This window comes from Comamonas sp. CAH-2 (assembly GCF_009668305.1).
Lineage (GTDB): Bacteria > Pseudomonadota > Gammaproteobacteria > Burkholderiales > Burkholderiaceae_C > Comamonas > Comamonas aquatica.
This window is the reverse complement of the sequence record NZ_VSWF01000063.1, coordinates 1-10,674: the sequence shown is the minus strand read 5'-3', so window position 1 is coordinate 10,674 and position 10,674 is coordinate 1. Positions and strand designations below refer to the sequence as shown.

Genomic DNA, 10,674 nt, shown 5'->3' with positions numbered 1-10,674 from the left:
CTGATCCGCCACCCGCGCCACCCCTACACCATGGCCCTGCTGCAAAGCCGCTCGCACGGCGCCATGGAACGCGGCCAGCCGCTGCAGACCATCCCCGGTCGCTGATGTAGTGCACCACGCCCAGGTCGTGGCTGATGAAGACATAGGTCAGGCCGAACTCGCGCTTGAGGTCGGACAGCAGGTTCAGCACCTGGGCCTCGACCGACTTGTCCAGGGCGGAGACGGCCTCGTCCAGGATCACCATGCGCGGCTGCAGGGCCAGGGCGCGGGCGATGTTGATGCGCTGGCGCTGGCCGCCGGACAGCTCGTGCGGGTAGCGTTCGGCGAAGCGGTTGGGGGCCAGGCCCACGCGGTCCATCAGGTGGTGGGTGCGGGCGATGGCTTCCTTTTTGGACACGCCATGCACCTGGGGACCGAAGGCGATGGAGTCCTCGATCGTCAGGCGCGGGTTCAGCGAGGCATAGCTGTCCTGGAACACCATCTGCACCTGGCGGCGGAATTCCTTGAGTGGCAGGTCGCGCGAGCCTACGGTGCGGCCGTCGAAGATCAGCTCGCCCGCTGTCGGGTCCATCAGGTGCATCAGCAGGCGGGCCGTGGTGGATTTGCCGCAGCCCGATTCGCCGACCACGCCCAGGGTTTCGCCCTTGAGCACCTCAAAGTCCACGCCATCGACGGCGCGCACGGTGGCGCCGTTCTTCAGCGGAAAGTGCTTGGTCAGCCCACGGATGGTGAGCAGCGGCTGGGCGGGGCCGCCCACGTCGTGAAGGGTGGTGTGCAAGCGCATGGTTTACCCCTTGTTGTCCATGGCCGAACGCAGACCGTCCGACAGCAGGTTGAACGAGATCGAGGTGATGAAGATCATCACGCCGGGCAGGGCGGCCACCCAGGGCTGGGTGTAGATGGCGGTGCGCAGGGTGTTGAGCATCAGGCCCCATTCCGGCTCGGGGGGCTTGACGCCCAGGCCCAGGAAGGACAGGCCCGAGGCCAGGATCATGGACACCGCGATCAGGCTGGTGGCGTAGACAAAGATGGGCCCCAGCACATTGCCCAGCACGTGCACGCGCACGATGGTGAAGGCGCTGGCGCCGGTGGCACGCGCGGCTTCCACATAGTCGCGGTTGCGCGCCTGGGCGGTCACGCTTTCGGCCACGCGGGCGATCTGCGGGATGAAGACGATGGTCAGCGACACCAGGGAGTTGACGATGCCCGCGCCCAGGGCGCCCGACAGGGCGATGGCCAGCAGCACCGAGGGGAAGGCGTAGAACACGTCGATGGTGCGCATGATCACGGTGTTGGTGCGCCCGCCGGCATAGCCGGCCAGGATGCCGATGCCGGTGCCGATCACAAAGGCCATCAGCACGGGCGTGATGCCCATGAACAGCGACAGCCGCGCGCCCACCATCAGGCGCGACAGCAGGTCGCGCCCCAGCTCGTCGCTGCCCAGGGGCAGGCCTTCCGTGCCGATGGGCTTGAGGCGCTTGATGATGGACGTGGCATACGGGTCGGCCGGGGCCAGCCAGGGGGCCAGCAGGGCCATCAGGATCAGCAGGGCCACCAAGGCGGCGGCGCCCATTGCCACGGGGTCGCGCGCCAGGCGCTGCAGCACCGAGGCCCAGTAGCCGCGCGAACGGTGCTCCGGCAGCGGCTGGACCGCGGCGGCCGCATCGGGGGAGAGGGACAGGCTGGACATGGGGAGGGGCTCCTTCAAGGGTCAGCGCGCAATGCGGGGGTCAAGCAGGGTCTGCACCACGTCGACCAGCAGGTTGAGCAGCACGAAGAACACGGCCAGCACCAGGATGGAGCCCTGCAGCAGGGGCAGGTCGCGCTGGAAGATGGCCTGGTTAAGCAGGAAGCCGGTGCCGGGCCAGGAGAACACGGTCTCGATCAGGATGGAGCCGCCCAGCAGGTAGCCCAGTTGCAGGCCCATCACGGCCAGGGCCGTGGGCGCGGCGTTCTTGAGCACGTGGCGGAAGATGCCCAGGTGGGTCAGGCCCTTGGCCTTGAGGCCGACGATGAACTCCTGGTCCAGCAGCTCGGCCACCAGCGCGCGCACGGTGCGCGCGATGATGCCCATGGGGATGACCGACATGGTGATGGCCGGCAGGATCATGAACTGCACATGCTCCCAGTCCCAGACCCAGTCGCCCGAGCCACCAGGCCCTGCGCCCGTGGCGGGCAGCCACATCAGCTGGGACGAGAAGATGATGACCATCACCATGCCCAGCCAGTAGTGGGGCACGCTGACGCCCAGCACCGACAGCACGGAGCACAGGCGGTCCATCACGGAGTTGCGGAAGTAGCCCGCCACAAAGCCGAACAGGCTGCCCAGCACAAAGCCGATCAGCGTGGCCACCACGGCCAGGCGCAGGGTGTTGACCACGGCGGTCATCACCTCCGTGGCGACGGGGCGGCTGGTGGCGATGGACTGGCCCAGGTCGCCCTGCAGGGCGCGCCAGACCCAGCGCAGGAACTGCTCGGGCAGGGGCTGGTTGAAGCCATACAGCTCGCGCATCTGCGCCTGCAGTTCGGCCGAGGCGTCGGCCGGCAGGATGGACACCAGGGGATCGCCCGGCGCGATGTGGACCAGGGCAAAGCACAGCAGGGCCACGCCCAGCATGATGGGCAGGGTGTAGAGAACGCGTCGCAACAGGTAGTTCAGCATGGGGTGTGGCGTCGTGGGGGGTTAGGAAGGTCCACGTCCGTGCGCAGGGCGCAACGCGGGGCGGACCGGGCCGGACCTGGGGCCCGGCCCGGCGGCGGCTTACTTCAGGGTCATGGTGGCGATGTCGATGAACCAGCTTTGCGGCTGGACCACGTTGCCCACCTTGGCCGACATGGCGCGCGGGCCCACGTCGTGCGCCACGAACAGGAAGGGCGACTCGTCCACGACCAGGGTGTGCAGCTCGGCCAGGGCCTTGTCACGTTCCTTGGCGTCGAAGGTGGTGCGTGCCTTGTCCACCACGGCATCCACCTTGGGGTTGCTGTAGAAGCCCCAGTTGTTGGACAGCGGCGGGAAGGACTTGGTGCTGACGAAGCGCACCATGGCAAAGAAGGGGTCCATGGTGGCGGCCGTCACGTTGGTGGCGCTGGCCTTGTTGGCGCCGGGGTCCTTGGCGCCCAGGCGCCAGCCAGAGAACAGGGTGTTCCACTCGACCACATCGAACTGCACATCGAAGTGGCACTGCTTGAGGGTTTCCTGGATGAACTCGTTCATCGGCAGCGGCTGCATCTGGCCCGAGCCGGAGGCCGAGGTCTGGATCTTGACCTTCAGTGGCTTGGCGGCCGTGTGCCCGGCCTGCTCCATCAGGGCCTTGCCGGCGGCCACGTCGTACTTGATCTGGAAGCTGGGGGTGCCGCGCCAGGGGTGGCCGGGCTCGAAGATGCCGGTGGCCGGCTCCATCATGCCGCCCAGCAGCTGTTTCATGCTGGCGCGGTCCACGCACAGGTTGGCGGCGTGGCGCACGCGCTTGTCCAGCCAGGGCGAACCTTCGACGAAGGAGAACTGCCAGGGCCAGATGTGGGGCTGCAGGTTGGAATAGACCTTGAAACCGCGGCCCTTGAGGGCGTCCAGCGCGTCGGGCGCGGGGGCTTCGATCCAGTCCACCTGGCCGCTCATCAGCGCGGCGGTGCGCGAGTTGGCCTCGGGCAGGGGCAGCAGCACCACGCGGTCGATGGTGGGGGTGCGCTTGGGGTCCCAGTAGGCGCTGTTCTTCACCATTTCAAAGCGCTCGCGCGCCACAAAGCGTGCGGCCTTGAACGGGCCGGAGCCGGCCGGGTCGGCGGCAAACACGGTCCACGCGGCCTTGCTGCGTTCGGCCTTGCCGCTCACCGTGGCGGGCACGGCCGCCAGCTTCTTGGCCCAGTGCGCGGGCGAGGCCATGAACAGGTTGGTCAGGTTGATGGGCAGGAAGGCATCGGGCTCGGAGGTGGTCAGCTCCACCGTCAGGTCGTCGATCTTCTTGGCCGAGCGCAGCGTGGGCATGCGCGAGGCGGTCACCCCCACCTGGGCGGGGTCGTACTGCTCGGCCTCCTTGTCCAGCACCTTGCCCACGTTCCAGACCACGGCATCGGCGTTGAAGGCGCTGCCGTCGTGGAACTTCACGCCGGGGCGCAGCTTGAACACCCACTTGGTCTTGTCCTTGTCGTTCACCGCCCAGGACAGGGCCAGGCCGGGGATCAGCTCGCTGGGCTTGTCGGCCTTGCTCAGGTCCCAGTGGGTCAGTGCGTCGTACAGCGGAATGCCGGTGAAGCGGTTGCCTTCAAAGCCCTGGTCCGGCTGGCCCGAGGTGCGGGGGATGTCGCCAGCGGTCATGGCGATGCGCAACACCTTGTCCTGCGCCATGGCGCTGCTGGCACCACCGGCCAGGGTCATGGCCACAGCCAGCGTCAGCCCGTGGAGTGCCGGGCGGGAAACAGAGAAAGCAGAAGACTTGCGCATGGGAGACCTTTCCATCGGAGGGTTGGGGTAAGCCTCGCAATGCAAGCGCCGTGCCATATCGTGCATATCGTTTATCGATACGCGTTGCTGCGTTTTCGATGTGAATTGGCATGTTTTGTGCGATTTAGGCGGCTCTCATTCCTTTGTCTCTTGCCGGGAGCCTGCCCATGAACCCCTCCGCCGCGCAGCTGCGCATCGATGACCAACGCCTGTGGCAGTCCCTGATGGACCTGGCCGCCATCGGCGCCACCCCCAAGGGCGGTGTCTGCCGCATCGCCCTGACCCCCGAAGACCAGCAGGGCCGCGACCTGGTGGTGCAGTGGTTCCAGCAGGCCGGACTGAGTGTGCGCGTGGACGAGGTCGGCAATGTCTTTGGCCGCCGTGCGGGCACCGACCCACAGGCCCGCGCCCTGGCCACGGGCAGCCACATCGACACCCAGCCCACGGGCGGCAAGTTCGATGGCAACTATGGCGTGATGGCCGGCCTGGAGGTGGTGCGCACCTTGAACGCCCACGGCATCCAGACCCGCGCACCGATCGAGGTGGCGTTCTGGACCAACGAGGAGGGCACGCGCTTCACCCCGGTGATGATGGGCTCTGGTGCATTTGCAGGCGTTTTTGGTGCAAAAGACATGCACTTGCAACAAGATGGCGCAGGCATCAGCGTGGGCGAGGCCTTGCAGCGCATTGGCTACCTGGGCGATGTGGCCTGCGGCGCGGTGCCTGGCGGTGCCTTTGCCGCCTACTTCGAGGCCCACATCGAGCAAGGCCCGGTACTGGAGGCCTATGACAAGCCCATTGGCATTGTCAGCGGCGCCCTGGGCCAGCAGTGGTACGACGTGACCGTGACCGGCATGGACGCCCATGCCGGCCCCACACCCATGGAACTGCGCCACGACGCCCTGCTGGCGGCCGCGCGCATGGTGGAGGCGGTGAACCGCATCGCCCTGGACGAGGCCCCGCACGGCCGTGGCACCGTGGGCCATGTGCAGGTGCTGCCCAATTCGCGCAACGTGATCCCGGGGCAGGTCAAGTTCACGGTAGATTTCCGCAACCTGTCGCAAGCCGGGCTGGACCGCATGGACGCCGCCATGCGCCAGCAGTTTGCGGCGCTGGCCGCACAGTGCCAGTGCACGGTGGAGATGGCGCAGGTGGTGAAGTTCGAGCCCTGCGTGTTCGACGCCGACTGCGTGGCCAGCGTGCGCCAGGCCGCCACGCAGCTGGGCTATGCCCACATGGAGGTGGTCAGCGGGGCCGGGCACGACGCAGTCTACGTCAACCAGGTGGCGCCGACGGCCATGATCTTCGTGCCCTGCAAGGACGGCATCAGCCACAACGAGATCGAGGATGCCCAGCCCGCACACCTAGCCGCCGGCTGCAACGTGCTGCTGCACGCCATGCTGGCGCGGGCCGGCGTGGCGTGAAGCCGCGCTGTCCCCCTGGCACCGGGCTTGCATGCCCGGCCGGCACCTGCCTGGCAGGTGCACCCCCAGGAGCTGACATGCCGGCCACCCACCACGTCCTCATCATCAACCCGAACACCTCGCGCAGCGTGACCGAGCGCCTGCTGTCCCAGCTGTCGCCGGGCCTGCCCGAGGTGCAGCTGCACGGCGCCACGGCCCAGTTCGGGGCGGCGTACATCGCCGACGAATACAGCTATTGCGTGGCCGGCCACGCGGTGCTGGATGCCTGGGAGCGTGCCCAGCCGCTGGCGCCGCCAGGCGGCTACCACGCCGTGCTGGTGGGCTGTTTCGGGGACCCGGGCCTGCCGGCCCTGGACGAGGTGGCGGGTATCCCGGTGCTGGGGCTGGCGCAGGCCGCGGTGCAGGCCATGGCGCGCCAGGGCTGGCAGCGTGTGGCCGTCGTCACTGGCGGCGAGAAATGGCAGCCCATGCTGGAGCGCTGGAGCCGCGCGGCCGGCCATGACGGTCCCGGCGCCGCGCTGCAGATCGTGCAGGTGCGCACCCTGGCGGCCACCGGCCTGCAGATGATGCAGTCGCCGGACCGCACGGCCCAGGCACTGGCCCAGGCCAGCGCCGAGAGCCTGCAGGGCACGGGCGCGCAGGCCGTGCTGCTGGGCGGTGCCGGCCTGGCGGGCATGGGCGAGCGCGTGCGCGCCATCACCGGCCTGCCGGTGTGGGATTGTGTGGAAGCCGCCCAGCAGTGCCTGCAGCACACGCTGGCCAGCACGGCACGCGCGGCCGTGGTCTGATCCGCCTACAGCGGCGCCAGCCGCGAAATGGCGCGTGCGCACTCCACCACCAGCGGGGCCAGCCGGGCCTGGGCGTCGTCCATGCGCCAGCGGCTGGTGGGCGGGGCGACGTGGACGGCGCCCACCACCTGGCCGCGCAGGTTCAGCACCGGGGCGGCGATGCCCATGTCGCCCAGGAACAGCTCTTCGCAGTTGGTGGCATAGCCCGTGTCGCGGCAGCGCTGCAGGCGGGCCAGGATGTCCGGCACCTGGGTCAGGGTGGCGCGGGTGCGCGCGGGACGGGGCATGCGCTCCAGCCAGGGCTGCGCCTGCGCGTCGGGCCATTGGCTCAGGTAGGCGCGGCCGCAGCTGCTGGCGTACATCGGCACCTGGGTGCCCACGGGCGTCAGCACGGGGATGTGCTGGGTGGTCAGCACCTGGGCCAGGTACACCATGTGGTCGCCATTGGGCTCGGTCAGCGTGGCGGTCTCGCCGCTGTCGCGCGCCAGCTGGGCCAGGTAGCTGTGGGCCGCGGCAATCAGTGGGTGGGCTTCGAGGTAGTTGAAGCCCAGCTCCACCACGCGCGGCAGCAGGCCAAAGCGTTGGGTGCTGGGGTGCTTGCCGATGTAGCCCAGCCGCTGCAGGGTGTGGACCGAGCGCTGGGCCGAAGCCTTGGTCATGCCGGTGCGTGCGGCGATGTCCCCCAGGGTGAGGCTGCGGTGGCCGGCCTGGAAGGCGCACAGCACCTGCAGGCCCTTGGCCAGCGACTGGTTGAACAAGGCATCCGGTGTGGCAGTGGGTTCGGGTGGCAACATGGTCGCACGCAGGGTGGAGTGACCCAGGCACCAGCAAGAAACAAACCAGATCGGCCGCGCCCGTGCTATTTAAAAAAGGAGCGGTCAGCGCTGGTTTTGCAAGAACTTCAAGTTGATTGATGCCTGAAGTCCTTGTTTCCCCAACGCCAACCGCTCCTGTTTTGTCAGCGGCTGCTGGGGAAGCTGAACACCGCGCCTTCGCGCACACCGGCCGAGGGCCAGCGCTGGGTGATGGTCTTGCGCTTGGTGTAGAAGCGCACCGCATCGGGGCCGTAGGCGTGCAGGTCACCGAACAGGCTGCGCTTCCAGCCGCCGAACGAGTGGTAGGCCACGGGCACGGGCAGCGGCACGTTCACGCCCACCATGCCGACCTGGATGTGGTCGGTGAAGTAGCGTGCGGCTTCGCCGTCGCGTGTGAAGATGCAGGTGCCGTTGCCGTATTCGTGGTCGTTGATGAGCTGCATGGCTTCCTGCAGCGTCTTGACGCGCACCACACCCAGCACGGGGCCGAAGATCTCTTCCTGGTAGATCTTCATGCCGGGCTGGACGTGGTCGAACAGGCAGGCGCCCAGGAAGTAGCCGTCTTCATGGCCTTCCACCTTCACGCCGCGGCCATCGACCACCAGCGTGGCGCCTTCGGCCACGCCGCTGTCCACATAGGCCTTCACTTTTTCGAAGTGCGGCTGGGTCACCAGCGGGCCCATGTCGTTGCCGTTGTCCGTGCCGGGGCCGACCTTCATCTTGGCGATCTCGGCCTTCAGCCCGGCGATCACCGCGTCGCCCACGGCATCGCCCACGGCCACCAGCAGTGGGATGGCCATGCAGCGCTCGCCGCATGAGCCGTAGGCCGCGCCCATGAGCGCGCTGACGGCGTTGTCCACATCGGCGTCGGGCATCAGCACGGCGTGGTTCTTGGCGCCGCCCAGGGCCTGCACGCGCTTGCCGTGCTTGCAGCCTTCGGCGTAGATGTATTCGGCGATCGGCGTGGAGCCGACAAAGCTCACCGCCTTGACGCGCGCGTCGCGCAGCAGCGTGTCCACAGCGGTCTTGTCGCCGTTGACCACGTTGAGCACGCCGGGCGGCAGGCCGGCCTCCAGCGCGAGCTGGGCGATGAACAGGGTGGACGAGGGATCGCGCTCCGAGGGCTTGAGCACAAAGGTGTTGCCACAGGCCACGGCCATGGGCCACATCCACAGCGGCACCATGGCGGGGAAGTTGAAGGGCGTGATGCCGGCGGTGACCCCCAGGGCCTGGAATTCGCTCCAGCTGTCGATGCCGGGGCCCACGTTGCGGCTGTGCTCGCCCTTGAGCAGCTCGGGCGCGTAGCTCGCGTATTCCACGTTCTCGATGCCGCGCTGCAGCTCGCCATGGGCATCGGCCAGCACCTTGCCGTGCTCGGCGGTGATCATCGCGGCGATCTTGTCGGCGTGCTCTTCGAGCAGCTGCTTGAACCTGGACATCACGCGCGCGCGCTTGAGCGGCGGCGTGGCGCGCCAGGCGGGGAAGGCCGCCTCGGCCGAGGCGATGGCAGCCTCGACGGTGGCCTGGCTGGCCAGGGCCACGCTGGTGGTCGATTGGCCCGTGGCGGGGTTGAACACCGGCTGCGTGCGCTTGGTGTCGGCCACGATCTGGCCGTCGATCAGGTGGCCGATGGTCAAGGTGATGGAGGAATCCTTGTGCATGGGGTGGTGCTCCAAAAAGGCTGCAGCGCAGATGGATGGTGCGTCAGCAGCTATGGTTTCAGGGGAGTGGGCCAGTATCCGCAGCGCGCCGGCTGCGGGCCAGCGCCTACGGGACAGTGGCGCAGGGCCCAGCCTGCGGGTTTACGCGGTGGTGTTCAGCGTCTCGCCCAGGGCGTTGACCAGGCTGTCGATTTCCGCGGGCGTGCTGATGAAGGGTGGTGCCAGCTGGATGGTGTCGGCGCCGTAGCGCACGTAAAAGCCCTTGTCCCACATCGCCATGGCGATCTCGTAGGGGCGCTTGGCGGGCTCACCCGGCAGTGGGGCGATGCTGAAGCCGGCGGCCAGGCCGAAGTTGCGGATGTCGGCCACGTGCTGGCAGCCGCGCAGGCTGTGCACGGCCTGCTCGAAATGCGGGGCCAGGGCGCGCACGCGGCCCGGCGCGTCCTCGCGCTCCAGCAGGTCCAGCGCGGCCAGGCCGGCGGCGCAGGCCACGGGGTGGGCCGAGTAGGTGTAGCCGTGGGCAAACTCCAGCATGTACTCGGGGCCACCAGCGGCCATGAAGGTGTCGTAGATCTCCTTGCGCACCACGCAGCCGCCCAGGGGCTGGGCGCCGTTGGTGACCTGCTTGGCGAAGTTCAGGATGTCGGGCGTGACGCCAAAGACCTCCGAGCCCGTCCAGCCGCCGCAGCGGCCAAAGCCGGTGATGACCTCGTCAAAAATCAGCAGGATGTGGTGCTGGGTGCAGATCTCGCGCAGGCGCTGCAGATAGCCGGCCGGCGGAATCACCACGCCGGCCGAGCCGGAGAACGGCTCGACGATCACGGCGGCGATGGTACTGGCGTCGTGCAGGGCAATCACGTCCAGCAGACGGTCGGCCAGCGCGCGGCCGTCGAGGTCGGGCATGCCCCGGCAGAACGAGCCGGCCGGGGGCTGGGTGTGGGGCAGGTGGTCGGCTTCAATCCCCTGGCCGAACAGCTTGCGGTTGCCGGCCAGACCGCCGACCGAGATGCCGCCGTAGTTCACGCCGTGGTAGCCCTTCTCGCGGCCGATCAGGCGGGTCTTGCCGGCCTGGCCCAGGGTGCGCCAGTAGGCGCGGGCCATCTTCAGCGAGGTGTCGGCGGCCTCGGAGCCTGAGCCGGTGAAGAACACGTGGTCCAGGCCGGCGGGCGTCAGCTCCACCAGCTTGTTGGCCAGGGCGAACGAGGCCGGGTGGCCGAACTGGAAGGCGGGCGCATAGTCCAGTTGCAAGGCGGCCTGGCCCACGGCCTGGGCGATCTCCTGGCGGCCATGGCCCAGGCCTGTACACCACAGGCCCGACAGGCCATCAAAAATCTTGCGGCCGGCGCTGTCGTGCAGGTAGGCGCCCTGGGCGCCGACGATCATGCGCGGCTGGGCCTTGAAGTTGCGGTTGCCGGTGAAGGGCATCCAGTGCGCCTCCAGCCAGGCGGCGTCCTGGCGGGTGGCGGTTGTGGCAGATGGGGCAGATGGGGCAGATGGGTAGAACATCGCCACCTTGGGGTTGAGGATGCTGGTGAGCAGGCCCATGGC

General features: G+C 68.4%; 9 protein-coding genes. 2 read left to right on the top strand and 7 right to left on the bottom strand.

Going from position 1 to position 10,674, the window contains the following annotated elements; genetic code table 11:
• The 4 genes from FYM52_RS18200 to FYM52_RS18185 all read right to left on the bottom strand — a co-directional run.
• The coding region (locus tag FYM52_RS18200) for a dipeptide/oligopeptide/nickel ABC transporter ATP-binding protein (protein ID WP_154165110.1) at window positions 1-784 on the bottom strand (784 nt) is incomplete at its 3' end.
• A gap of 3 nt (window positions 785-787) precedes the next feature.
• Complete coding sequence (locus tag FYM52_RS18195) at window positions 788-1,690, bottom strand: ABC transporter permease (protein ID WP_154165109.1); 903 nt, start codon at window positions 1,688-1,690, stop codon at window positions 788-790.
• A 21-nt stretch (window positions 1,691-1,711) separates the two neighbouring features.
• The gene (locus FYM52_RS18190) at window positions 1,712-2,662 is read right to left on the bottom strand and encodes an ABC transporter permease (protein ID WP_042417321.1); all 951 of its coding nucleotides are present in this window, start codon (window positions 2,660-2,662) and stop codon (window positions 1,712-1,714) included.
• A gap of 99 nt (window positions 2,663-2,761) precedes the next feature.
• A complete protein-coding gene (locus FYM52_RS18185) occupies window positions 2,762-4,438 on the bottom strand; it encodes an ABC transporter substrate-binding protein (RefSeq protein WP_179954974.1) in 1,677 nt (558 codons plus the stop codon).
• A gap of 167 nt (window positions 4,439-4,605) precedes the next feature.
• Between FYM52_RS18185 and FYM52_RS18180 the strand changes: the two genes are divergently transcribed.
• Both FYM52_RS18180 and FYM52_RS18175 read left to right on the top strand, forming a co-directional pair.
• Window positions 4,606-5,862 carry a Zn-dependent hydrolase gene (locus FYM52_RS18180; protein ID WP_154165108.1) on the top strand — a complete coding sequence of 419 codons (1,257 nt, stop codon included), beginning with the start codon at window positions 4,606-4,608 and terminating at the stop codon, window positions 5,860-5,862.
• A gap of 77 nt (window positions 5,863-5,939) precedes the next feature.
• The gene (locus FYM52_RS18175) at window positions 5,940-6,650 is read left to right on the top strand and encodes an aspartate/glutamate racemase family protein (protein ID WP_154165107.1); all 711 of its coding nucleotides are present in this window, start codon (window positions 5,940-5,942) and stop codon (window positions 6,648-6,650) included.
• A 5-nt stretch (window positions 6,651-6,655) separates the two neighbouring features.
• Here the strand turns inward: FYM52_RS18175 and FYM52_RS18170 are convergent, their stop codons facing one another.
• From FYM52_RS18170 to FYM52_RS18160, 3 genes are all read right to left on the bottom strand, one after another.
• Window positions 6,656-7,444: an IclR family transcriptional regulator gene (locus FYM52_RS18170; RefSeq protein ID WP_154165106.1), complete on the bottom strand. Its 789-nt coding sequence runs from the start codon at window positions 7,442-7,444 to the stop codon at window positions 6,656-6,658.
• A gap of 164 nt (window positions 7,445-7,608) precedes the next feature.
• A complete protein-coding gene (locus FYM52_RS18165; protein WP_154165105.1) occupies window positions 7,609-9,126 on the bottom strand; it encodes a CoA-acylating methylmalonate-semialdehyde dehydrogenase in 1,518 nt (505 codons plus the stop codon).
• 141 nt (window positions 9,127-9,267) lie between these two features.
• Window positions 9,268-10,632, bottom strand: coding sequence for an aspartate aminotransferase family protein (locus tag FYM52_RS18160; RefSeq protein WP_154165111.1), 1,365 nt, complete (start codon window positions 10,630-10,632; stop codon window positions 9,268-9,270).
• Window positions 10,633-10,674: the final 42 nt, after the last annotated feature.

What these genes read in the sequence shown, in the direction of transcription:
- FYM52_RS18195 (WP_154165109.1), bottom strand. Translation starts at nt 1,690, where the DNA reads ATGTCCAGCCTGTCCCTCTCCCCCGATGCGGCCGCCGCGGTCCAGCCG.
- FYM52_RS18190 (WP_042417321.1), bottom strand. Translation starts at nt 2,662, where the DNA reads ATGCTGAACTACCTGTTGCGACGCGTTCTCTACACCCTGCCCATCATG.
- FYM52_RS18175 (WP_154165107.1), top strand. Translation starts at nt 5,940, where the DNA reads ATGCCGGCCACCCACCACGTCCTCATCATCAACCCGAACACCTCGCGC.
- FYM52_RS18185 (WP_179954974.1), bottom strand. Translation starts at nt 4,438, where the DNA reads ATGCGCAAGTCTTCTGCTTTCTCTGTTTCCCGCCCGGCACTCCACGGG.
- FYM52_RS18180 (WP_154165108.1), top strand. Translation starts at nt 4,606, where the DNA reads ATGAACCCCTCCGCCGCGCAGCTGCGCATCGATGACCAACGCCTGTGG.
- FYM52_RS18160 (WP_154165111.1), bottom strand. Translation starts at nt 10,632, where the DNA reads ATGTTCTACCCATCTGCCCCATCTGCCCCATCTGCCACAACCGCCACC.
- FYM52_RS18165 (WP_154165105.1), bottom strand. Translation starts at nt 9,126, where the DNA reads ATGCACAAGGATTCCTCCATCACCTTGACCATCGGCCACCTGATCGAC.
- FYM52_RS18170 (WP_154165106.1), bottom strand. Translation starts at nt 7,444, where the DNA reads ATGTTGCCACCCGAACCCACTGCCACACCGGATGCCTTGTTCAACCAG.